We start from the raw sequence: 22,642 nt of genomic DNA, 5'->3' as shown, positions 1-22,642 counted from the left end.
TCGTCTTTCCGGGTGCGCTGACGTAGACTGACTCGTCGGCTCTCGTGCACCCGCATGTCCGCATGCGCCCGTGGGGTATCCCAAGCGGGACGCGTGGGAGTCGATCAAGGTAGTCGATTCGAAGGGCGAAGCGTGGCCAAGAAGCAAGGTGCCATCGAGATCGAGGGCACTGTCGTCGAGTCTCTTCCGAACGCGATGTTCAAGGTGGAGCTCCAGAACGGCCACCAGGTCCTGGCACACATCAGCGGCAAGATGCGTATGCACTACATCCGCATCCTCCCTGACGACCGGGTCGTGGTGGAGCTGTCTCCGTACGACCTGACGCGTGGCCGGATCGTCTACCGATACAAGTAGATCTTGCCCAGGTCCCGTGCGAGCGGGGCTGCCGGCAACTGACCCGGAGAACCTCAATCCCATGAAGGTCAAGCCGAGCGTCAAGAAGATCTGCGACAAGTGCAGGGTGATCCGCCGTCACGGTCGGGTCATGGTCATTTGCGAGAACCCGCGCCACAAGCAGCGCCAGGGCTGACGCACGACCGATCCCTCTGCATTCATCGCAGAGATTCGCGCGACGCAAGCTGAATTTGTTCATACGCAGGACCCGAGCCGGAGACGGCTCGACACCCCCGGTTCGGAGGCCGGGGACCCAGGCCGTACCAAATCTTTGAAACACAAGAGGCCGGCGGCTGGGATCCGGTCCTGCGGAAGACCTCCGAAGATCACCAGGAGCCATTGAAGTGGCACGCGTTTCCGGTGTTGACATCCCGCGCGAAAAGCGTGTGGAAGTCGCCCTCACCTACGTGTTCGGCATCGGCCGTACGCTCTCCCAGCTGACGCTGGCCGAGACCGGCATCGACCCGAACACCCGCGTCCGTGACCTGACTGAAGAGCAGCTGGTCGCGATTCGTGAGTACGTCGACAACAACATCAAGACCGAGGGTGACCTCCGTCGCGAGATCCAGGCCGACATCCGCCGCAAGGTCGAGATCGGCTGCTACCAGGGTCTGCGGCACCGCCGCGGTCTGCCCGTCCGCGGTCAGCGCACCAGCACCAACGCCCGCACCCGCAAGGGCCCGCGTCGCGCCATCGCCGGCAAGAAGAAGCCGGGCAAGAAGTAGTCCACAGCGGACAACGCTTCATCAGCGGTCTTCGCTGTAGGACCGACCACCTCCCCGTAGGAGTTACTAGATGCCCCCCAAGGGTCGTCAGGGCGCTGCCAAGAAGGTGCGCCGCAAGGAAAAGAAGAACGTCGCTCACGGCCACGCGCACATCAAGAGCACGTTCAACAACACGATCGTCTCCATCACGGACCCGTCCGGCAACGTGATCTCCTGGGCCTCCGCCGGCCACGTCGGCTTCAAGGGCTCCCGGAAGTCCACGCCGTTCGCCGCGCAGATGGCCGCCGAGTCGGCTGCCCGCCGCGCGCAGGAGCACGGCATGCGCAAGGTCGACGTGTTCGTGAAGGGCCCGGGTTCCGGTCGTGAGACCGCCATCCGTTCCCTGCAGGCCACGGGCCTCGAGGTCGGCTCCATCCAGGACGTCACCCCGACCCCGCACAACGGCTGCCGTCCGCCGAAGCGCCGCCGCGTCTGACGCGACGCCTTCGGGCCTGAGGTTTCCGGGCGGTACGGCTCCGTAAAAGGGCCGTATCGCCCGTACCCTTGCAGTACCAGTAGGGCGTCAAATAGCGGGCGCCCGCAACTGAAGGATCCACACCATGCTGATCGCTCAGCGTCCCTCGTTGACCGAAGAGGTCGTCGACGAGTTCCGCTCCCGGTTCGTGATCGAGCCGCTGGAGCCGGGCTTCGGCTACACCCTCGGCAACTCCCTGCGTCGCACCCTCCTGTCGTCGATCCCCGGCGCTGCTGTCACCAGCATCCGCATCGACGGTGTCCTGCACGAGTTCACCACCGTGCCGGGCGTCAAGGAGGACGTCACCGACCTGATCCTCAACATCAAGCAGCTGGTCGTCTCCTCGGAGCACGACGAGCCGGTCGTGATGTACCTGCGCAAGCAGGGCCCGGGTCTGGTCACCGCCGCCGACATCGCGCCCCCGGCCGGTGTCGAGGTGCACAACCCCGACCTGGTCCTCGCCACGCTCAACGGCAAGGGCAAGCTGGAGATGGAGCTGACGGTCGAGCGTGGCCGCGGTTACGTCTCCGCCGTGCAGAACAAGCAGGTGGGCCAGGAGATCGGCCGAATCCCGGTCGACTCCATCTACTCGCCGGTGCTCAAGGTCACGTACAAGGTCGAGGCGACCCGTGTCGAGCAGCGCACCGACTTCGACAAGCTGATCGTCGACGTCGAGACGAAGCAGGCGATGCGTCCCCGTGACGCCATGGCCTCCGCCGGTAAGACCCTGGTCGAGCTGTTCGGTCTCGCCCGCGAGCTGAACATCGACGCCGAGGGCATCGACATGGGCCCGTCCCCCACGGACGCCGCCCTGGCCGCGGACCTGGCGCTGCCGATCGAGGAGCTGGAGCTCACGGTCCGCTCCTACAACTGCCTCAAGCGTGAGGGCATCCACTCCGTGGGTGAGCTCGTCGCCCGCTCCGAGGCCGACCTCCTGGACATCCGCAACTTCGGTGCGAAGTCCATCGACGAGGTCAAGGCGAAGCTGGCCGGCATGGGCCTGGCCCTCAAGGACAGCCCGCCCGGATTCGACCCGACGGCTGCGGCTGACGCCTTCGGGGCCGATGACGACGTCGACGCCGGGTTCGTCGAGACCGAGCAGTACTAAGAGCTCGGGACCGACTGCCCGTTCCAGGCTGCGGGACCGTTGTGGCTGGTCGCGCAGTTCCCCGCGCCCCTTGGGGCGCGGGGTCTCCGACAGACGACCGTCTGCTCGGATACTGACTCCGGTACCTGATACGGCCGGGGCAGACACACAGGAGAAGAACCATGCCGAAGCCCACCAAGGGTGCCCGTCTGGGCGGCAGTGCCGCGCACGAGAAGCTGCTCCTCGCGAACCTCGCGAAGGCGCTGTTCGAGCACGGCCGTATCACCACCACCGAGGCGAAGGCCCGCCGTCTGCGGCCGTACGCCGAGCGTCTGGTCACCAAGGCGAAGAAGGGCGACCTTCACAACCGCCGTCAGGTGCTCCAGGTCATCACGGACAAGAGCATCGTGCACACGCTCTTCACCGAGATCGGCCCGCGGTACGAGAACCGTCCGGGTGGTTACACCCGTATCACCAAGATCGGTAACCGTCGTGGCGACAACGCGCCGATGGCTGTCATCGAGCTGGTCGAGGCGCTGACGGTCGCGCAGCAGGCGACGGGTGAGGCCGAGGCCGCGACGCGGCGTGCCGCCAAGGACGCCGACGAGGTCAAGGCTGCTGAGACTGTCGAGGTCGAGGACGCCAAGGTCGACGTGACCAAGGCCGACGAGGCCGAGGACGCTGCCGAGGAGTCGAAGGAGGCGTAAGGCCGTCCTTTGACTGCGGCGCCGTAGTGGCTGGTCGCGCAGTTCCCCGCGCCCCTGAGGGGCGCGCTGGTGGGCCCGTTCCTTTCGAGGGGCGGGCCCGCTTCTGTGTTCCTGAGAGGATCTCCGTGTGAGTGACGAAGTTCAGCCCGGCCACGTCCGCATCCGCCTCGACCTGTCCTACGACGGGAGCGGGTTCCACGGATGGGCCAAGCAGGCCGGGGGGAAGCGGACCGTACAGGGGGAGATCGAGGAGGCGCTGCGGGTCGTCACCCGGTCACAGGAGACGACGTACGACCTGACCGTGGCCGGACGGACGGACGCCGGGGTGCACGCGCGCGGGCAGGTGGCGCATGTCGATCTGCCGGCCGGGGTGTGGGAGGAGCAGCGCGAGAAGCTCCTGAAGCGGCTCGCGGGGAGGCTGCCGAAGGACGTGCGGGTGTGGGCGCTGGGTGAGGCGCCGGCGGGGTTCAACGCGCGGTTCGCGGCGCTGTGGCGGCGCTATGTGTACCGGGTCGGGGACCGGCCGGGGGGCGTGGATCCGCTGCTGCGCAACCACGTCCTGTGGCACGACTGGGAGTTGGACGTCGCCGTGATGGACGCGGCCGCCAAGTCACTGGTCGGGGAGCACGACTTCGCGGCGTACGCGAAGAAGCGGGAGGGCGCCTCGACGGTCCGGGAGATCCTCGACTTCGGGGTGCGCCGTACCGCCGGCGGTGTCGTCGAGATCGAGGTCCGGGCCGATGCCTTCTGCCACAACCAAGTGCGGTCCATGGTGGGCGCGTTGCTGTTCGTCGGCGACGGGCACCGGGGTGTGGAGTGGCCGCGGAAGGTGCTGGACGCGCGGGTGCGGGACAGCGCCGTGCACGTCGTGCGGCCGCACGGGCTGACGTTGGAGGAGGTCGCGTATCCGGCGGACGACCGGCTTGCCGAGCGGCAGCGGGAGGCCCGCCGGGTACGCGGCGAGGTGCATGGGGTCAGCCGGCCAGGACCTTCTTGAGGGTCGGCTTGAGATACGGGATCAGTGTCTTGGCGTAGCCCGAGGTGATGTGGCTGTCGTCGGTGAAGACGACCTGGTCGCCGATGACGGCCGGGCAGACTTCCTGCGCGCAGAACAAGGGCACCGTGTCGATGATGTAGGCGCCGTGTTTCTCGGCCACCTGCTGCTCCATGGTCCGGAATTTCGGGAACTCGAGCGCTTCGCTCCTCTTCCGGTTGCAGGCGGACAGGTCATTGGTGTGGGTGGCGAGGCAGTCCGGGATGTTCTGGCCGGGCTCCGGGGTGTCCGTCATGTAGACCAGTTGGGCGCTGTTGTTCTTCAGGGCCGCGAACAGGGCTTCGGCTCCCGCTCTGGTCGCTTCCCGGCGAGCACGGTCGGAAATGACGATGATGTCGGGCTTGATCTCGTCAAGTGCCGCGAAGGCGGAATTCCGCCAGCTGGTGCATTCCGTGTATTCGCGGTTGAGCTCGGGGTTGGTGATGTCGTAGACCTGCGGGGAGCATCCTCCCTTGGACACGATCACGATCCTGGTGTGCAGCTCCTGCCCGATCTTGTCGAAGGCGTCGCTCCACTGCCAGGCGTGCGAGTCCCCCATGAGGACCATGGTCTGCTTGCCCTTCGCATCCCCCAGTACGCAGGCGTCCGCCAGGTTGAACTCCTTGTCGGTGGTGCTGTCGATGCAGCTCTTGTTCGCGTGGTCATCGGGGGATTTCTGCAGCGAACTCTGTCCGGCCGCGGACAGCCGGGTCTGGAGTGCGGCGTCTTCCACCGAGGCCTGGTTGCTGTATCCGGACGCGACGGTGGTGGTGGACGCCACCGTGTCGAGGTTCAGGGGAAGGAAGATCGCCAGGGCAGTCGCCCCGGCCGCGGTGGCGGTGGTCGTACCGCCGAGCAGGATTCCCTTCCACGGGCGCAGTACCAGGTCCACGTTGTTGCGGAACCGGCGTTCGACCACGTAGTGCATGGCGACGGCCAGGATGAACGACGCCGACGCGACCCGGAAGCGGTCGGAGTAAGTGATGTCCCGGTCGGCGATGTACGGCCAGAGGATCAGGAGTGGCCAGTGCAGGAGGTACCAGCCGTAGCTGACATTGCCGACGAAGTTGAACACGGGATTGTCGAGGAGCCGTTCCACGCCGAGCCGTGGCGCAGCACAGCCACCCGCGATGATCATGGCGGCTCCGAGGACGGGACCCGCGACCGCGTACCCCGGCAGCGGGGTTTCGTCGGAGATGAGCAGCGCCGTGACCAGGGTGGTCGCGAGCCCCAGCCAGGAAACGGCCGCCGCCAGAGCCGAGTTCAGGCGGGAGAGGGACCGGGCCACAAGGGCGAGGAAGACACCGGTGGTGAGTTCCCAGATACGGGTGTGGGTGGAGAAGTAGGCGAGGGGCTGGTTGACCGAGGTCAGGGTGTAACCCAGGTAGAACGAGCTGCCGATGACGGCCGTCAGGAACAGCCCGACCAGGGCCCGGTTACGGAACATCTTGCGGCTCAGCCAGACGGTGACGACCAGCGCCACCGGGGCGACGAGGTAGAACTGTTCCTCGATGCCCAGCGACCAGAAGTGCTGATACGGGGACTGGCTGCCGTCGTTGGCGAAGTAGTCGGTACCGGTTTCGACGAGGCGCCAGTTCATGATGCTGAGGGCCGAGCTGAGCCCGTCCTTCATATACGTGTCGAAGCGGAGCGGGCTGCCGAACACCCAGGCCACGATCGCGGTGGCGATGATGGTGACCGCCATGGCGGGGCCGAGGCGCCGGAAGCGGCGGGCCCAGAACTTGGTCAGGGAGACCTTGCCGGTCTTGTCGATCTCGGCGAGCAGCTGGCCGCCGATGAGGAACCCGCTGAGGACGAAGCTGACGTCCACGCCGCCGTGGATGTCGACGATGCCACAGTGCATGGCGACGACCATCATGATGGCGACGGCACGCAGGCCCTGGATGTCCGGCCGATACTTGCGAAGGCGCTGTTCACTCGCGGCCGTTGAACGATGGCTGGTCACGTCTCTCCAGTAACTGTCCGGTCGGGCCGGTGAATTCAGTGGGCCGTCGGGCAGGCGGCAGCCGTCCCGCTGACGCGCACCCCCTGGGCGGGAATGCGGATGCCGCAGGACAGCCGCAACTGGGCGGGCAGTTCGTTCTCCGCGCCGACGTGGGAGTGGCAGCCCACCACGGCCTCGCGCAGAAACGATTCGCTGCCGATCGAGGAGTCGTGGTCCACCACGGACTCATGGATCCGGGCGCCCTCGGCCACGGTGACGCGCTCGCCCACGATGGAGCGGTCGACGACCACACGCGGGCCGATGACGGCGTGCGGGCCGATCGTCGAACCGCCCGTGACGCGGGCGGTCGGGTCGACGGTGGCGGTGGGGTGGATCAGGGCCTCGGCGGGCGGGCCGACCAGCGGCGAGGCCGCGCGGCCGGTGACCAGGTCGGCGGAGCCGTGCACGAAGGCCAGCGGGGTGCCGAGGTCACGCCAGTAGTCGGCGGTGGTGTGGCCGAAGACGCGGCCGCCCCGGGCGACGAGCCCCGGGAAGGTCTCCTGCTCGACCGAGACCTCGCGGTCGGCCGGGATGGCGTCCAGGACCGACCGGCGGAAGACGTAGCAGCCGGCGTTGATCTGGTCGGTGACGCACTCCTCGGCCGTCTTGGGCTTCTCCAGGAAGGAGAGCACCCGCCCGTCCCCGTCGGTGGGGACGAGCCCGAAGGCGCGCGGGTCGGCGACCCGGGTGAGGTGCAGGGTGACGTCGGCCCGCCGGGCCTCGTGCCGCTCCAGGACGGCGCGCAGGTCGACGCCGGAGAGGATGTCGCCGTTGAGGACGAGGACCGGGGCGTCGGACGGGCCGCGCAGCAGGCGGCCGGCGTTGCGGATGGCGCCGCCGGTGCCCAGCGGGACCTCCTCGACGGCGTAGGAGATCTCCAGGTCCTGGGAGAAGCCCCGGAACTCGTCCTCGAAGAGGTCGGCGAGATACGAGGTGGCGAACACCAGGTGCTCGACACCGGCCGCCATCAGCTTGGCCACCTGGTGGCGGATGAAGGAGGAGCCCGCGACGCCGAGAAGCGGCTTCGGGGTGTGGTTGGTCAGTGGGCGCAGGCGGGTTCCCTTGCCGCCCACCAGAATGATGGCTTCTTGCATGATTGCCTCGCTCGGTCAGCTAGCGGTGTCAGTCCCGGGGCCCGCGTAGTCGGAGGTGAAACAGGACTTGATCGCCTTCTCGGAGAGGGGGCGGCCGGCGAAGTCGAGCCGGGAGGCAACCTTGTCGTCGGGCTTGTCGTTGGGGTCGTCGTCGAAGTAGATCGACCACCAGTAGACGCCGCTCATCTTCCGTTCCTGGACCACCCGGCAGACGGCGGTGTACCAGTTGGCCTGCACCTGGAGGTTGACGGCGCGCTTGGTGTAGAAGTTGCCGGGGGAGCGGTAGGCACCGTTCATGGCGCCGATGCCGGCCTCGGCGACGGTGATCTTCGGCAGGGTGCCGGTGGCCTTCTTGTCCAGCCAGTCGTCCCAGCCGTTGACGAGGGTGTCCACCGAGGCGTCGTCGCCGACCTTGACGGGGAAGTACGCGTCGATGCCGAGGTGGCTGACGGGCATGGAGATCGGGCCGCTGACGTAGTTGTCCCAGTTCGCGTCGTACGCGACCTCGCCGGTGAACTCCTTCTCGGCCCTGTCCACGAGCGCGTTCCAGCGGTCGTCGCCCTCCATGGAGTTCAGCTCGGTGCCGATGACGAAGGTCGCCGCCTTCTCGCCCTGGGCCGCCTTCAGGTAGGGCGTCAGGAACTTCTCGTACGAGGCGAACCAGGCGTCACGGTCGGAGGGGGCGATGTTGCCGCGCCAGTTGCCGTCCGCGATGTCGAGCGACGTCTCGTCCATGAGCGGCCGTACGGTCGTGCGCAGTCCGGCCTCGTGGAAGATCGCCAGTATCCGGGCGAGCCGCTCGGGGGTGGGGGTCTTGGTGCCGCCGGTGATCTTCGTCGAGGACTTCTTCCCGGTGAAGAACGGGAAGGAGACGCTGACGGAGTTGGCGTGCAGGCCGACCAGGTAGTTCGCGTGGAGCCGGGCCTGCTTCTCCACGTAGGTGAGGGAGTGCTCCGGGTTGTCCTCCCAGTAGAGCTGGACGCCCCACTGCGGCATGCCCTTCTTCCACTCCTTGCCGACCTTGGCGACCTCGGTGTTCTCCGAAGCGGTCGCGGTGCCGGTGCCGGACTTCGACCCGGCCGGGTGGGTGGGCTCGCTGCCGTCGAGCACCAGGTGGGGCATGAGCGATCCGGACGACCACTGCAGGGGGTGGTCGCCGATCACGAAGGGGGCCGCGACCACGAGGGAGACGACGGTGACGGGGAGCACGGCGAGCATGGGCAGGCGTGCGCGCTTCATGGGTGTGAGGTCTCTTCCGGGTCAGGCGGGCTTGGCGATGACGACGAACTTGTTCTCCTCACGGCGGAGGAACTTCCAGAGGCCCTTGATGCCCCCGATTCCTTCGATGAGGGAGAAGTAGGGCAGCAGCAGGAGGACCGCCACCGGCTCCCACCACCTGCGCCGGCCGCTGACCGAGGCGATCGCGTTGAGCCGCAGCCCTTCCCAGTACGCCCAGATCACATACGCGAAGCTGATCGACCACAGAATGACCACGGACTGGGTCACGGGCGAGGTGTTCATGTCGCCGATGAACCAGGCGACGAAGATGATCGTGCCGACGTGCTGAAGAGGTCCGAGGATCCAGCTCGTCACGCAGATGGTCAGGAACCAGCGGTAGCGCAGCGGGACCCTGCGGTTGAAGCAGAGGGCGACCAGGCCCCAGGCCCAGCGCTCGCGCTGCTTGATGAAGTCCTTGGCGTTGGCCGGTGAGGCACCGTAGCAGCGGCCGTTGAACCAGTCGCTGCGACCCGGGTAGAGACGGCAGAAGGTCAGGGCGAGCCGGGCGTCCTCGACGATCTCCCTGGGGCCGAAGTCCCAGCCGATCTCGGCCTCGATGGAGGCACGGATGACGAGCAGCTCGCCGTGCACGCCGGCGGCCGGGGTGCCGAGGCCGGTGAAGGCCCGGAAGCGCGCGATGTCGTCGGCGGGGCGGATGGCGTCGGCGAACCAGGTCAGCAGGGACACCGCGTTCTCGCGCGGGTAGGTCAGGATGCCCTGCGCCATGTGCTTGACCTCTTCGGGGGTCGCGCGGCGCTGGCGGTTGATGAACTGGGCGAGGGACGCCGAGGTGTCGGGGCCGACACCGGTGTCGTCGTCCATGTGCAGCACCCAGACGTGCTCGAGGGCCTCGCGTTCCTCGATGCGCAGCTCGTGGGCGTAGTTGTTGGCCCGGGCCTTGAAGCGGGTGCCGTTCTCGGTCTCGTACGCCTTGGGCACGGTGACGACGCGGATCAGCGGGCTGACCGCGGCCAGCTCGTCGATCCGGGCCCCGGCCTCGCAGCCCTCCTCGGTGAGCACGTCCACGCGCATGTACGGGAACCACTCCGGGAGGTGCTCCACGTAGGAGAGGACGGAGCGCTCCAGGGCCGGGTAGGTGTCGTGCCGTCCGATGGTGGGGACGAGAACGATCAGGAAGTCCTGGTCCACCAGGGCCGGCGGGGTCATCAGATGCGCCTTGCGGAGCCGGCGTCGGATGAGGAAGAAGCCCTGTACTGACACGAGTACACCGGGAACCGGCAGCGCCCAGCAGATGGTGACGAGCCACGCCAGCGGCGAGTCGCTGGGCGTGTACGACCACAGGCTGAACAGGGTCAGGAAGACCAGCGGGATCAGGAACGGCAGGATGCCCGGTTTCCAGGCGGCGGTGCGCTTCGCCAGTTTCGCGGCGTGCCGCGAGTGCGGCGCACCGCTGTCGACCGTTGTCGATGCCATGACGGCTGTGGAACTCCCCGTGAGATCGGTGGCGCGCGGAGGCATCGACGGACCTCGGCCGCGGCGTGGCAGGGCATGCCAGGACGGCTTCGCTGTTCCGGGTTCGATCCCCCCGCGCCTTCTATGGCGCCTCGGCCAGCCGCCTCTCAGATGCCCCCCCGGGCGCCCGAACCACTGACCGAACAGAGCAGCGATCATTGCATGTATGTGCGGTACATGGGAATGCGTGTGTGGAAGTTGTGTTCAGAAGTTAACCTCAGGGACTCTTGTGCAGCGTTCCCCAGTCCAGGTCCCCGACGTGCGCGGGGCGTCCACCGGTGATCACTTTCGGTGAGCCGTAGGTCCGCTTCACGTCGGCCGTGGTGTTCTTCGTCCGGGGCTCGGCGAGATTGTCGTACGACAGCGCCTGGCCCCACACCGTCCACATGACCCACGGCGTCCGGGTGAGGGTCCGGGGCTGCGCCGCGTTCAGCGGGACATGGAAGGACTCGGCGACGATGCGCGGCCTGCGGTACTCCTCCAGGCCCCGGTACCAGACCTCGGTCCAGGCGCCCCCGAGCGGCTTGGCCGGGGTGTCGCTGTAGGCGTCCACGCCGACGACGTCGACATAGCGGCCGCCCGGGTAGTACGCGCCGGGCCGGTGGCCGTAGGTGCCGTCCCAGGAACTCGGCGACCAGACGAAGATCAGGTTGTGCAGGCCGCGACGGTGCACCAGGTGGTCGTGGGCCAGCCGCCACAGCTTCCGGAAGGCGGCCGGATCCTGCCCCGCCCACCAGAAGCCGTGGCCCGGCCGGGTGTTCATCTCGTGGTACGGGCGCAGCAGCACCGGTACCCCCTGGCCGGCGAGATAGCCGAGATGGTCCGCGAGGAAGTCGAGGTCGTGCAGCAGGGCCCGGTGCTCGGCGCTGCCCGGGGTGACCACCCGGCCGAACCAGCCCCGGTCCTCGGCGCCGGGGGAGTTGCGCAGCAGGGTCTGCTCGAACCCCTTGACCGCGCTGCCCGGGTAGGGCTGGTGGAAGGAGAAGCCGACCAGGCCCGCGGGGCCGCCGCCGTTGTGCGGCAGGGAGACCTCGGCGCCGGAGGCGCAGTCCTGGTGGGTGCCGGAGGGCCGGTAGGAGCCGTCGGCGGCCCGGGGCAGGCCCGACCACACACCGACCGCGAGGTCCACGGCGTCCTCGGTGTACCCCCAGAAGCGTCGGCAGGCCGGCCAGGCCCGGGAGTAGGAGCGTGCCGTGCCCACCGCCCAGCCCGGCTGCCCGTAACCGGGGCCGAGGTCCAGCTCCACGAAACCGGGCAGCCGTCCGGTGATGTCCCGGGCCTTGCGGTAGTAGTAGCCCGGCTGTTTGGTGCCCCGGTAGTCGCCGTACCCCGCGTTGTAGCGCTCGTTCTGCAGCTCCACGTGCTGCCCGATCACCGTGCGGGTGGCACGGCCGCGGCGGGCGTCGTTCTCCAGGCCGGCCAGCAGCGCGTAGACCCGGCGGGCCGCGGGCGTCGCCTCGGGGTCACGGTCCCGCAGATCGGTGGGGACGAGTTGCGGCATCTGCGCGCCGTCCGCGTCGTCCCGCAGGGCCCGCCACAGTGCCAGCGGACCCAGCAGCCCGGCGGCGGCACCCGCCCCGACGAGCCCGACCCGTCCCCGCATGCGCATGACCCTCGCCCGCCCCCGTTCCGTCACCGACCGGACCCCGCGGCCATTCTGCCGCCGGTCAGGACCTGGGCGGGTTCGGTGAGGCCGTGGCTGTGGCCGTCGTTGTCGACGCGGTGCACCTGGTGGAGCCGGCAGTCGGACGTGCTCTGGGCGTCCAGGCCGTGACCGGTGCGGCGCGGGACCGTCACCTCGTCCATGCCGACGTCCTTGACGTCCGGGTCGCTCCGGACGCCGTCGGCCGCCGCGCCGGTGGCGTCCTTCTGGTCGCGGCCGTCCAGGGTGAGGCCGTGGAGGCGGCGGCCGTCGCGGTGGGCGGAGTCGGTGTCCCGCACGTTCAGCCGGCCCGCGCCGGGGCCGGAGACGGCGCCGGCCGGGGCCGCGGCGGCGGCCGTGGTGGCGAGAGCCGGGCCGCCGAGGCCGGCCGCGCCGGTGAGCAGTCTGCGTCCGGACGTGTGGGTCATGAGTCCCCCCAAGGGCTCGACGACCGGTGATCTCCTTGATCACCGGTCGGGCCCGGGGAGAGTCTCACGCGCTCCGCGGATACGTCACTGGTTCGCGGCCGCCGAGGCCTGGGCCTCGCCCCGCCTGCGGATCTGCCGGAAGGTGAACTCCGCCAGGTCGTCACCGGTCTGGAAGACCTTGGTGTCCTTGGTGGTGACGTCCTTGCCGTTGAGGAAACCGGCGGTGGTGAAGTAGGCGTACCGGCCGTAGGAGTTGGTCGTCGTACGGCAGACGCCGGAGGCGCAGAAGGCCTTCACCCCGGAGCCGGCCAGTGCGGTGACGAAGCCCTTCTTGTCGGCCTCGGTCTTGGCCTTGGCCGCCTGCGCCTCGGTGTCGAAGACGGCCACGCCGACCGTCACCGCGGCGCCGTCCTTGAAGTAGGTGACGCGCAGCAGCCGGGTGCAGTCGTTCTTGGTGAGGATGTTCGGGAGGGTGCCCTTGGCGGCCGTGGCGCACTTCTTGGTGTCGGCCGTGGCGCCCTTCTTGTACACCGTCTCGCCCATGGTCAGCTGGGTGCCCGGGAAGAGGGTCTCGGCGCTGAGCGGCGCCGTGTCCTTCTTCACACTGGATATGAACTCCTCGGGGTCCAGCGGCGGCGGCGCACTGGTCGGCGCGAAGGACGGCGTCGAGTCCGCCGAGTCGCTCGGCAGCGAGGCGCTCGCCGGCAGGTTGCTGGGTGTGCCGGAGGCGTTGTTGTCGCCGTTCGCGGACACCACGGCCATGGCGACGGCCGTGCCGATCGCCAGCGTGGCGACCACGCCACCACCGATGAACAGCACTCTGCGCCGCTTGTTCCGCGTCTCCGAGGCCTCGGCGAGCGCGGCCCAGTCCGGGGTCTGGTCGGCGCCGCCGTTCCAGGGCTGCTGCGACTGCGGTTTCCAGGGATCCCACTGGGACTGGGGTCCCCCCTGCCCATAGCTCATGGGGCGCATCTTAGACGGGGCCCGGGGGTACTGGTGTGACAGTACGAAGGGTGATAGTGGACCTTTGGGGCACGGCGGAGCATCCCGGCGTCATCGCGCGCCTCCGATGTCTGCGCGAGCTCGTTTTGACCCGTCCGGGGGCGCCCCGGTACGCTGACTCTTCGTTGTGTATTGGCTTGCTCATTCTCACGGGACGGGCCCTTACACCGGTCCACCGGGCCGATGACCAGCAATCCCACGTACGCGGTATGCGTCGCCGCAGTGGATCGGGCTGTCGTGATCGTTTCGGTGACCTGTTCAGGACCATTCACTCGAAGCGAAGGCTACGAACCGTGCGTACGTACAGCCCCAAGCCCGGCGATGTGACGCGCCAGTGGCACGTCATCGACGCTCAGGACATCGTCCTGGGTCGTCTCGCCACCACCGCCGCGTCCCTTCTGCGGGGCAAGCACAAGCCGATCTACGCTCCTCACGTCGACACCGGTGACTTCGTCATCATCATCAACGCCGACAAGGTGCACCTGTCCGGCAACAAGCGGACCCAGAAGATGGCGTACCGCCACTCCGGCTACCCGGGCGGTCTGCGCTCCGTCCGCTACGACGAGCTGCTGGACAAGAACCCCGAGAAGGCCATCGAGAAGGCCGTCAAGGGCATGCTCCCCAAGAACACGCTGGGCCGTCAGATGCTCTCGAAGCTGAAGGTCTACAAGGGTGACGTGCACCCGCACGCTGCGCAGCAGCCGGTGCCGTTCGAGATCACCCAGGTCGCGCAGTAAGTCCGGCCACCCCCTAAGACTGAAGAGAATCTGAGGAGAATCGTGGCCGAGACCACTGTTGAGCAGCCGGTCGAAGAGACCGAGCTCGTCGACATCGACAGCTACACCACCGAGTCGGACGTCCCCGTCGAGGGCGAGTACACCTCCGAGTCGCTCGCGTCCCGCTTCGGCGACCCGCAGCCGGCCGCCGGCCTGGGCCGTCGCAAGAACGCCATCGCCCGCGTCCGGATCGTCCCGGGCACCGGCAAGTGGAAGATCAACGGTCGCACCCTTGAGGACTACTTCCCCAACAAGGTGCACCAGCAGGAAGTCAACGAGCCCTTCAAGGTGCTGGAGCTCGAGGGCCGCTACGACGTCGTCGCCCGCATCGCCGGTGGCGGTGTCTCCGGTCAGGCCGGTGCGCTCCGTCTCGGTGTCGCCCGCGCCCTGAACGAGGCCGACGTCGACAACAACCGCGGCCCGCTCAAGAAGGCCGGCTTCCTCAAGCGCGACGACCGTGCGGTCGAGCGCAAGAAGGCCGGTCTGAAGAAGGCCCGCAAGGCCCCGCAGTACAGCAAGCGTTAATCGCTCGCTGCCTGCCCGTACGCATATACGGGCCTGGCCCGCGTATCCGGGTTCTGGGTCGGCGCGTACTCCGAACGCCCCGGCGGCACGCCACATGTGCCGTCGGGGCGTTCGTTTATCCCAGCCAAGGGCGTATAACGACACAAGACGCTCAAAGGCTGGTGTGATCGCATGACTAAGCGCCTGCCATCATTTCCTGGCAGCAAAGACGCTTCTTCAGGAGGACAAGTGGGACGACTCTTCGGCACGGACGGCGTGCGCGGCGTCGCCAACGCGGACCTGACGGCCGAGATGGCGCTCGCGCTGTCGGTGGCCGCGGCGCACGTGCTGGCCGAGGCGGGCACGTTCGAGGGCCACCGGCCGAAGGCGGTCGTCGGACGGGATCCCCGCGCGTCCGGGGAGTTCCTGGAAGCGGCCGTGGTCGCGGGCCTGGCGAGCGCGGGCGTCGACGTCCTGCGCGTCGGGGTGCTGCCCACCCCGGCGGTCGCCTTCCTGACCGGCGCACTCGGCGCCGACCTCGGCGTCATGCTCTCCGCCAGCCACAACGCCATGCCCGACAACGGCATCAAGTTCTTCGCCCGCGGCGGCCACAAGCTCGCCGACGAGCTGGAGGACCGGATCGAGGCGGTCTACGAGTCCCACCGCCACGGCGAGCCCTGGGAGCGGCCCACCGGCGCGGGCGTCGGCCGGGTACGGTCCTACGAAGAGGGCTCCGAGCAGTACATCGCCCACCTGCTGTCGGTCCTCCCGAACCGGCTGGACGGGCTGAGGATCGTCCTGGACGAAGCGCACGGCGCGGCCGCGGGGGTCTCGCCGGAGGCGTTCCGCCGGGCCGGCGCGGACCTCGTCACGATCGGCGCGGAGCCGGACGGCCTCAACATCAACGACGGCTGCGGCTCCACCCACCTGGACAAGCTGAAGGCCGCGGTCGTCGAGCACGGGGCCGCCTTCGGCATCGCGCACGACGGCGACGCGGACCGGTGCCTCGCCGTCGACCACACCGGCGAGGAGATCGACGGCGACCAGATCCTGGCCGTGCTGGCGCTGGCCATGCGGGAACGGGGTGCGCTGCGCTCCGACACCGTCGTCGCCACCGTCATGTCCAACCTCGGATTCAAGCTGGCGCTGGAGCGGGAGGGGCTGCACCTCGTCCAGACCGCGGTCGGCGACCGGTACGTCCTGGAGGAGATGAAGGAGCACGGGTACGCCCTCGGCGGCGAGCAGTCCGGGCACGTCATCATCCTCGACCACGCGACGACCGGTGACGGCACGCTGACCGGGCTGCTGCTGGCGGCGCGGGTCGCGCAGACCGGGCGGTCGCTGCGGGAGCTGGCGGGCGTGATGGAGCGGCTGCCGCAGGTGCTGATCAACGTGCCGGACGTCGACAAGTCCCGGGTGAAGACCTCCGGGGACCTGGCGGCGGCGGTCGCGGAGGCGGAGCGGGAGCTGGGGGAGACGGGGCGCGTGCTGCTTCGCCCTTCGGGCACCGAGCCGTTGGTACGGGTGATGGTGGAGGCCGCGGACATCGAGCAGGCCCGGTCGGTGGCGGGGCGGCTGGCCGACGCCGTGAAGTCCGCGCTGGGGTAGGTTTTTCGCCGGGTTCGGGGCGGCGGGGACGGGCGCGGCGGGCTGCCGGTTCGCCGTGGCCGGTCACGCCCACGCGGCGGAGCCGCACATGGCACAGCCTGGCGCCCCTTTCGGGGCGCCCTGCCTCGGGTCAGGTGCCGGCAAGGCCGTTCTAGAGCTTGCGCAGCCTCAGTCGCTGCACCTTGTGGTCCGGGCCCTTGCGGACGACCAGGGTGGCGCGGCCCCGGGTGGGGGCGATGTTCTCGACCAGGTTGGCCCTGTTGATGGTCCGCCACAGACCGCGGGCGTACTCCAGGGCCTCCTCCTCGGACACCTGGGTGTACTTGGTGAAGTACGAGTCCGGGTTCTGGAAGGCGGTCGCGCGCAGCTTGCGGAAGCGGTTGAGGTACCAGCGCTCGATGTCCTCGGCGCTCGCGTCGACGTACACGCTGAAGTCGAAGTAGTCGGCGAGGCCGACCCGGGTGCGGCCGTCCTTGCCGGGCAGGGCGGGCTGGAGGACGTTGAGCCCTTCGACGATCAGGATGTCCGGACGCCGGACGGTGAGCTTCCGGTCCGGCACGATGTCGTAGATCAGGTGCGAGTAGACGGGGGCGGTGACCTCGTCCTTGCCGGCCTTGATGTCGGCGACGAAGCGGGTCAGGGCCCGGCGGTCGTACGACTCGGGGAAACCCTTGCGTGCCATCAGACCGCGGGCTTCGAGCTCCTTGGTGGGGAGCAGGAAGCCGTCCGTCGTCACCAGCTCCACGCGCGGGTGCTCGGGCCAGCGGGAGAGCAGGGCCTGCAGGAGCCGGGCGACGGTCGACTTCCCGACGGCGACCGAGCCGGCCACGCCTATGACGAACGGGGTGCCGGACTGGGAGCCCTGCTCGCCGAGGAAGGTGTTCAGGGCGCCCCTGAGCCCGTCGGTGGCACCGACGTACAGATTGAGCAGGCGGGACAGCGGGAGGTAGATGTCCCGCACCTCGTCGAGGTCGATGACGTCGCCGAGGCCACGCAGCTTCTCGACCTCCTCGGCGGTGAGCGGCAATGGCGTCTTGTCGCGCAGCGCGCTCCACTCGGAACGGGTGAGGTCGACATAGGGAGTCGCCTCCGGCCTGTGCCGGTGGGCGCTCCGGGGCATCGGGGAGACCGGAGAGATCACAATCCATTGTTAACGGAGTTTGAACTGGGTGGGGGGTGGGGTCGGTCACGTGCGGCTTCGGTCATGTGAAGTCGGCATAGGCGAGGTGGATGTCGCAGACCCGGCACCGGAAGAGGTAGGCGGTCGGCCGGCCGTCCTTGTCGAGCGAGTCCAGCAGGCCGTCGCCCTGACCGGCCGGCCACTGCCGGCGCAGGTGCTCGACCGCGCTCGGATACGCCTCGAGTTCCCCGGCCCCGACGCGGCCGAGGAAGGCGGCGCCGTCGCCGCAGTGCGTCAGCCAGTACGGGGACTGCCAGGCGTGGAACCCCGGGGTGCGTTCCAGGATGGTCAGCACGACGTCTCGGGGTACGTCACCGTCGACGGTGTCGGTGAAGGAGGCGCCGTAGCGTTCGGCGGCGGTGCCGAAGGCGATGCAGTACGGGCAGATGCCGGTGTCCGGGGCGTCGGCGGCGTGGACGGGGCCGGTGTAGACCCACCCGCGTCTCTGCCCGCAGCACGCGCATGCCTCGTCGGAGGCGGTCACGGAGCCGGTGGCGACCGGGCTCGGGTGGTACGGGAAGTGCGGAAGGACCGGCCGTCGGGGCTCTTCCGGCTGCGGGTCGATGACCTGGGAGACGGTCCGGCCGGTCAGGGCGGCGGGCGGCACCACGATCGCGTCCGCGCGGAGGGACTCCGGAAGGTGCTCGCGCCCGGCCTCGTGTCCCAGGATCGCCGGGCCGTCCTGAGGCAGCATCACCGCGCCCGCGCGACGGGCGAGTTCGGCTATGCGGTCGAGGACGGCCCCGGTGGAGAATCTGCTGAAGGAGAGCCCCTCGGAACCGCCGTAGACCTCTGAGCCCCCTCCGTCCTCGGCTTCGAGATCCCAGGACTCCGGCAGCCCGGAGGCGGGCATGCCGCCGACGGTGACGGGACCGAGCACCTCGCGTATAGCGGTCTCGTCCATGGGCACCGGCTCGCCGCCGACGAACCGGCAGAGGTGGATGCTGTAGCTCACGCTGCCGTCCTTGGTCTGTTCCGGGGGTGAGGGAGCTGTGTTCACGGCGCGCCCACGGTAGTCCTGTGGCATTCCTGCGTGCGGGACCGGTGGAGGGGAGCTGCGGGCGACCGGTGACGGCCGGATGAGGTCGGCCGGGTTTCATCAGCACGGATCGGCGCGATGATTTCCGATTTCGGGCACGCTGAGCCGTGTTCGGGTGGGGGTCGGCACTTAGGCTGCCGCTCATGTGCGGAATCGTGGGATACGTGGGGGCGCAGTCGGCGCTCGATGTGGTGGTCGCCGGGCTGAAGCGGCTGGAGTACCGCGGGTACGACTCCGCGGGCGTCGCCGTGCTCGCGGACGGCGGGCTGGCCTCGGCGAAGAAGGCCGGAAAGCTGGTCAACCTGGAGAAGGAGCTGACGGAGCGGCCGCTGCCGGCCGGTGCCACCGGGATCGGGCACACCCGCTGGGCCACACACGGCGGGCCGACGGACGCCAACGCGCATCCGCACCTCGACAACGCGGGCCGGGTCGCCGTCGTCCACAACGGGATCATCGAGAACTTCGCCGCGCTGCGCGCCGAGTTGGCGGAGCGCGGGCACGACCTCGCCTCCGAGACGGACACCGAGGTGGTCGCGCACCTGCTGGCGGAGGAGTTCTCCGTCACCGCCGATCTCGCGGAGGCGATGCGGCTGGTGTGCCGGCGTCTGGAGGGCGCGTTCACGCTGGTCGCGGTGCACGCCGACGACCCGGACGTGGTGGTGGGCGCACGCCGGAACTCCCCGCTGGTGGTGGGCGTTGGAGAAGGCGAGGCCTTTCTCGCCTCGGACGTCGCCGCGTTCATCGCCCACACGCGGGCGGCGATCGAGCTGGGCCAGGACCAGGTGGTGGAGCTGCGCCGGGACGGCGTGACGGTGACGGGCTTCGACGGCGCCCCGGCGGACGTCCGCTCGTACCACGTCGACTGGGACGCGTCGGCAGCGGAAAAGGGGGGTTATGACTACTTCATGCTCAAGGAGATCGCCGAGCAGCCCAAGGCGGTCGCCGATACGCTCCTGGGCCGCATCGACGCGGCCGGCTCCCTGACCCTCGACGAGGTCCGGATCGGCGCCACCGAGCTGCGCGAGGTGGACAAGGTCGTCATCGTCGCCTGCGGTACGGCCTTCCACGCCGGCCTGATCGCCAAGTACGCCATCGAGCACTGGACCCGCATCCCCTGCGAGGTGGAGCTGGCCAGCGAGTTCCGGTACCGGGACCCGATCCTGGACTCACGGAGCCTGGTGATCGCCATCTCCCAGTCCGGCGAGACCATGGACACCCTGATGGCCCTGCGGCATGCGCGGGAACAGGGCTCCAAGGTCCTGGCGATCTGCAACACCAACGGCTCGACGATCCCGCGCGAGTCGGACGCGGTGCTGTACACCCACGCCGGTCCGGAGGTCGCGGTCGCCTCGACCAAGGCGTTCCTCACCCAGCTGGTGGCCTGCTACCTGGTCGCCCTGTACCTCGGTCAGGTGCGGGGCACCAAGTGGGGCGACGAGGTCGGCGCCGTGATCCGGGACCTCTCGCACATCTCCGGCGAGGTCGAGCGGGTCCTGGAGACCATGGAGCCGGTACGGGTGCTCGCGCGCTCCCTCGCCGACAAGAAGACGGTGCTGTTCCTCGGCCGGCACGTCGGCTACCCGGTCGCCCTCGAAGGCGCCCTGAAGCTCAAGGAACTGGCCTACATGCACGCCGAGGGCTTCGCGGCGGGCGAGCTGAAGCACGGCCCGATCGCGCTGATCGAGGAGGACCTGCCGGTGGTGGTCGTCGTCCCCTCGCCGCGCGGCCGGTCCGTCCTCCACGACAAGATCGTCTCCAACATCCAGGAGATCCGGGCCCGGGGCGCGCGCACGATCGTGATCGCGGAGGAAGGCGACGAGGCGGTGGTCCCGTACGCCGACCACCTGATCCGCATCCCGGCCACTCCCACCCTGCTCCAGCCCCTCGTCTCCACGGTCCCCCTCCAGGTCTTCGCCTGCGAACTGGCCACGGCCCGCGGCAACGAGGTCGACCAGCCGCGCAACCTGGCGAAGTCGGTGACGGTGGAGTGAGGCGGGGCGGCCGGGCGGGCCTGCGGCGGCCGGGCGGCTCGTAGAGTGCCCGGGTGAGCATCATCGGGGTAGGGATCGACGTCGCCGAGATCGACCGGTTCCGGGAGTCGCTGGAGCGGACTCCCGGGCTGGCCGGGCGGCTGTTCGTGGAGCGGGAGTTGTTCCTGCCGAGCGGGGAGCGGCGCGGTATCGCCTCGCTCGCGGCCCGGTTCGCGGCCAAGGAGGCGCTGGCCAAGGCGCTGGGCGCACCGCCCGGGCTGCTCTGGACGGACGCGGAGGTGGTCGTGGAGGACAGCGGGCGGCCGCTCCTGCGCGTGAAGGGCAGCGTGGCCGCGTGTGCGGCGGAACTCGGCGTACGGTCCTGGCATGTGTCGCTCAGCCATGACGCCGGGGTGGCGTCCGCGGTGGTGATCGCGGAGGGGTGACCCGGGCGGCCGGGCGGATGCGCGCCCCGGCGGTTCCGGGGGAGACTCGGGGCATGCGGACTGCTTACAGCGTGGAGACGGTACGGGCGGCCGAGCGGGAGTTGATGGCGCGGCTGCCGGAAGGGGCGCTGATGCAGCGGGCCGCCGCGGGGCTGGCCGCCGCCTGCGCCGAGTTGCTCGGACGGGTGTACGGCAGCCGGGTGGTGCTGCTGGTCGGCAGCGGTGACAACGGCGGCGACGCGCTGTACGCCGGGGCGCGGCTGGCCAGGAGAGGTGCGGGGGTCGCGGCCGTGCTGCTCGCGCCGGAGCGCACCCACGCCGGCGGCCTGGCGGCGCTGCGCCGGGCCGGCGGTACGGCCGTACTCGCCGGTGCCGCCGAGGAGTTGATTCTGCGGTCCGATCTCGTCGTGGACGGCATCGTGGGGATCGGGGGGTCGGGCGGGCTGCGGCCCGAGGCGGCCGCGCTGGTCGCCGTGGTGGAGCGCTCGCGGGCCGTCGTCGTCGCCGTGGACCTGCCCAGCGGGGTGGAGGCGGACAGCGGCGAGGTGCGGGGAGCGGCCGTACGGGCGGACCTGACCGTCACCTTCGGGACGCACAAGCCGGGGCTGCTGATCGATCCGGCGCGGGAGTACGCCGGTTCGGTGCGGCTGGTCGACATCGGGCTCGAACTGCCCGAGGAGGCCGAGCTGGAGGCGTTGCAGGACGTGGACGTGGCGCGGCTGCTGCCGACGCCGTCCGCGGAGAGCGACAAGTACCGGCGGGGAGTGGTGGGGATCGCCGCCGGGTCGGCCCGTTATCCCGGGGCCGCGGTGCTGGCCGTCGCGGGGGCGTTGCGGGGCGGGGCCGGGGCCGTACGGTACGTCGGGCCCGCCGGGGACGAGGTGCTGGCGCGCTTTCCCGAGACGCTGGTGTCGGACGGGGGGCCGCGCAAGGCCGGGCGGGTACAGGCATGGGTGGCCGGGCCGGGGGTCGGGGACGACGCCGAGGCCGTCGCCGAGGTACTGGAGGCGGACGTGCCGGTGCTGGTCGACGCGGACGGGCTGCGGCTCGCCGACCGGGACGTGGTGCGCGCTCGTACGGCGCCGACGCTGATGACCCCGCACGCCGGGGAGGCGGCGGCACTGCTGGGGGTACCGCGGGAGGAGGTCGAGGCCGGCCGGCTCGCGGCGGTGCGGGAGCTGGCGGGGGCGTATCGGGCGACGGTGCTGTTGAAGGGGTCGACGACGCTGGTGGCGGAGCCGGGGGGAGGGGCGGCCGTGCGGGTGAACGCGACGGGGACGCCGTGGCTGGCCACCGCGGGGAGTGGGGATGTGCTGTCGGGGCTGGCGGGGTCGCTGCTGGCGTGCGGTCTTGACGGGCGGGACGCGGGGAGTGTGGCGGCGTATCTGCACGGGCTCGCGGGGCGGTTCGCGGCGCAGGGGGCGCCGACGGTCGCGCATGCGGTGGCCGAGGAGTTGGGGGCGGCGTGGAGGGGTGTTTTCCCACCCACCCGCCCGACTCGGTAGGCCAGGACCTCACCGTCACGGGGCAGCGCCGCGGTTCAGGTGCGGGTGGGTGGGGGCTGAGCGCGCTCACGCGGCGGTAGCCGCACATCCGATTCAGCCCCGCGCCCCTGAGGGATGCGTGCTGCTCGCGTCGGCCGCGGAGTTGGGCTCCGTGCCCCTGAGGGGTGTGGCCCGCTTGCGTCGGTCGCCGAGTCAGGTCCCGTGCCGTTGAGGGGTGTGTCCTGCTCGTGTCG

General features: G+C 69.8%; 22 protein-coding genes. 13 read left to right on the top strand and 9 right to left on the bottom strand.

Translation table 11 applies throughout. The features are described 5' to 3' along the window. Nucleotides 1–132: 132 nt before the first annotated feature. From infA to truA, 7 genes are all read left to right on the top strand, one after another. Nucleotides 133–354, top strand: a complete 222-nt coding sequence (gene infA / locus ACZ5K7_RS42190; RefSeq protein WP_003948620.1) for a translation initiation factor IF-1 — start codon at nucleotides 133–135, stop codon at nucleotides 352–354. 61 nt (nucleotides 355–415) lie between these two features. Beyond that, complete coding sequence (rpmJ, locus tag ACZ5K7_RS42185) at nucleotides 416–529, top strand: 50S ribosomal protein L36 (protein WP_003998809.1); 114 nt, start codon at nucleotides 416–418, stop codon at nucleotides 527–529. A 208-nt stretch (nucleotides 530–737) separates the two neighbouring features. Next, a complete protein-coding gene (gene rpsM, locus ACZ5K7_RS42180) occupies nucleotides 738–1,118 on the top strand; it encodes a 30S ribosomal protein S13 (RefSeq protein WP_020941684.1) in 381 nt (126 codons plus the stop codon). Between the two features lie 70 nt (nucleotides 1,119–1,188). Continuing rightward, the gene (rpsK, locus tag ACZ5K7_RS42175) at nucleotides 1,189–1,593 is read left to right on the top strand and encodes a 30S ribosomal protein S11 (RefSeq protein ID WP_003956432.1); all 405 of its coding nucleotides are present in this window, start codon (nucleotides 1,189–1,191) and stop codon (nucleotides 1,591–1,593) included. 124 nt (nucleotides 1,594–1,717) lie between these two features. After that, the gene (locus tag ACZ5K7_RS42170) at nucleotides 1,718–2,740 is read left to right on the top strand and encodes a DNA-directed RNA polymerase subunit alpha (protein ID WP_019055532.1); all 1,023 of its coding nucleotides are present in this window, start codon (nucleotides 1,718–1,720) and stop codon (nucleotides 2,738–2,740) included. A 161-nt stretch (nucleotides 2,741–2,901) separates the two neighbouring features. After that, nucleotides 2,902–3,426, top strand: a complete 525-nt coding sequence (rplQ, locus tag ACZ5K7_RS42165) for a 50S ribosomal protein L17 (protein WP_468922673.1) — start codon at nucleotides 2,902–2,904, stop codon at nucleotides 3,424–3,426. Between the two features lie 127 nt (nucleotides 3,427–3,553). Continuing rightward, nucleotides 3,554–4,423 (top strand): tRNA pseudouridine(38-40) synthase TruA, encoded by an 870-nt coding sequence (gene truA, locus ACZ5K7_RS42160; RefSeq protein WP_468922671.1) that lies wholly within the window; start codon nucleotides 3,554–3,556, stop codon nucleotides 4,421–4,423. Here truA and ACZ5K7_RS42155 read toward each other — a convergent pair. From ACZ5K7_RS42155 to ACZ5K7_RS42125, 7 genes are all read right to left on the bottom strand, one after another. Beyond that, on the bottom strand, nucleotides 4,401–6,425 hold the full coding sequence (locus ACZ5K7_RS42155) for an acyltransferase family protein (RefSeq protein ID WP_468922668.1): 2,025 nt from the start codon (nucleotides 6,423–6,425) through the stop codon (nucleotides 4,401–4,403). The two genes, truA and ACZ5K7_RS42155, sit on opposite strands and share 23 nt — an antisense overlap. A 35-nt stretch (nucleotides 6,426–6,460) precedes the next feature. Continuing rightward, on the bottom strand, nucleotides 6,461–7,558 hold the full coding sequence (gene manB / locus ACZ5K7_RS42150; RefSeq protein WP_468922665.1) for a mannose-1-phosphate guanylyltransferase: 1,098 nt from the start codon (nucleotides 7,556–7,558) through the stop codon (nucleotides 6,461–6,463). Nucleotides 7,559–7,573: 15 nt separating this feature from the next. Next, nucleotides 7,574–8,797 (bottom strand): glycoside hydrolase family 113, encoded by a 1,224-nt coding sequence (locus tag ACZ5K7_RS42145; RefSeq protein ID WP_468922662.1) that lies wholly within the window; start codon nucleotides 8,795–8,797, stop codon nucleotides 7,574–7,576. 21 nt (nucleotides 8,798–8,818) lie between these two features. Further along, nucleotides 8,819–10,270, bottom strand: coding sequence for a glycosyltransferase family 2 protein (locus ACZ5K7_RS42140; protein WP_351693680.1), 1,452 nt, complete (start codon nucleotides 10,268–10,270; stop codon nucleotides 8,819–8,821). 256 nt (nucleotides 10,271–10,526) lie between these two features. Beyond that, entirely contained in the window at nucleotides 10,527–11,912 is a 1,386-nt protein-coding gene (locus ACZ5K7_RS42135) for a glycoside hydrolase family 26 protein (RefSeq protein WP_468922659.1), read from the bottom strand. Between the two features lie 29 nt (nucleotides 11,913–11,941). Then, entirely contained in the window at nucleotides 11,942–12,379 is a 438-nt protein-coding gene (locus tag ACZ5K7_RS42130) for a hypothetical protein (protein WP_468922656.1), read from the bottom strand. 84 nt (nucleotides 12,380–12,463) lie between these two features. Then, nucleotides 12,464–13,342: a hypothetical protein gene (locus ACZ5K7_RS42125; RefSeq protein ID WP_351693671.1), complete on the bottom strand. Its 879-nt coding sequence runs from the start codon at nucleotides 13,340–13,342 to the stop codon at nucleotides 12,464–12,466. A gap of 332 nt (nucleotides 13,343–13,674) precedes the next feature. On the opposite strand from ACZ5K7_RS42125, the gene rplM reads away from it, so the two are divergent. The 3 genes from rplM (at nucleotide 13,675) to glmM (ending at nucleotide 16,269) form a co-directional block, all read left to right on the top strand. Continuing rightward, nucleotides 13,675–14,118 carry a 50S ribosomal protein L13 gene (gene rplM / locus ACZ5K7_RS42120; protein ID WP_046730621.1) on the top strand — a complete coding sequence of 148 codons (444 nt, stop codon included), beginning with the start codon at nucleotides 13,675–13,677 and terminating at the stop codon, nucleotides 14,116–14,118. Nucleotides 14,119–14,160: 42 nt separating this feature from the next. After that, nucleotides 14,161–14,682 (top strand): 30S ribosomal protein S9, encoded by a 522-nt coding sequence (gene rpsI / locus ACZ5K7_RS42115; protein ID WP_351714120.1) that lies wholly within the window; start codon nucleotides 14,161–14,163, stop codon nucleotides 14,680–14,682. Nucleotides 14,683–14,910: 228 nt separating this feature from the next. Next, a complete protein-coding gene (glmM, locus tag ACZ5K7_RS42110) occupies nucleotides 14,911–16,269 on the top strand; it encodes a phosphoglucosamine mutase (protein WP_468922652.1) in 1,359 nt (452 codons plus the stop codon). Nucleotides 16,270–16,420: 151 nt separating this feature from the next. Here glmM and coaA read toward each other — a convergent pair whose 3' ends face one another. Next, nucleotides 16,421–17,389, bottom strand: coding sequence for a type I pantothenate kinase (gene coaA, locus ACZ5K7_RS42105; RefSeq protein WP_351693661.1), 969 nt, complete (start codon nucleotides 17,387–17,389; stop codon nucleotides 16,421–16,423). A gap of 82 nt (nucleotides 17,390–17,471) precedes the next feature. Beyond that, nucleotides 17,472–18,404: a CbrC family protein gene (locus tag ACZ5K7_RS42100; protein ID WP_468922649.1), complete on the bottom strand. Its 933-nt coding sequence runs from the start codon at nucleotides 18,402–18,404 to the stop codon at nucleotides 17,472–17,474. Between the two features lie 227 nt (nucleotides 18,405–18,631). Between ACZ5K7_RS42100 and glmS the strand changes: the two genes are divergently transcribed. The 3 genes from glmS to ACZ5K7_RS42085 are packed head-to-tail and all read left to right on the top strand — an operon-like array spanning nucleotide 18,632 to nucleotide 22,409. Continuing rightward, on the top strand, nucleotides 18,632–20,479 hold the full coding sequence (gene glmS, locus ACZ5K7_RS42095) for a glutamine--fructose-6-phosphate transaminase (isomerizing) (protein ID WP_351693656.1): 1,848 nt from the start codon (nucleotides 18,632–18,634) through the stop codon (nucleotides 20,477–20,479). Between the two features lie 53 nt (nucleotides 20,480–20,532). Continuing rightward, nucleotides 20,533–20,904 carry a holo-ACP synthase gene (locus tag ACZ5K7_RS42090; RefSeq protein ID WP_468922646.1) on the top strand — a complete coding sequence of 124 codons (372 nt, stop codon included), beginning with the start codon at nucleotides 20,533–20,535 and terminating at the stop codon, nucleotides 20,902–20,904. A gap of 53 nt (nucleotides 20,905–20,957) precedes the next feature. Next, a complete protein-coding gene (locus ACZ5K7_RS42085; RefSeq protein ID WP_468922644.1) occupies nucleotides 20,958–22,409 on the top strand; it encodes an NAD(P)H-hydrate dehydratase in 1,452 nt (483 codons plus the stop codon). Nucleotides 22,410–22,642: the final 233 nt, after the last annotated feature.

Source organism: Streptomyces sp. NPDC031497 (genome assembly GCF_055580905.1).
Note: the sequence above shows the minus strand (reverse complement) of the source record. Positions and strands in the feature narration are given on the sequence as shown.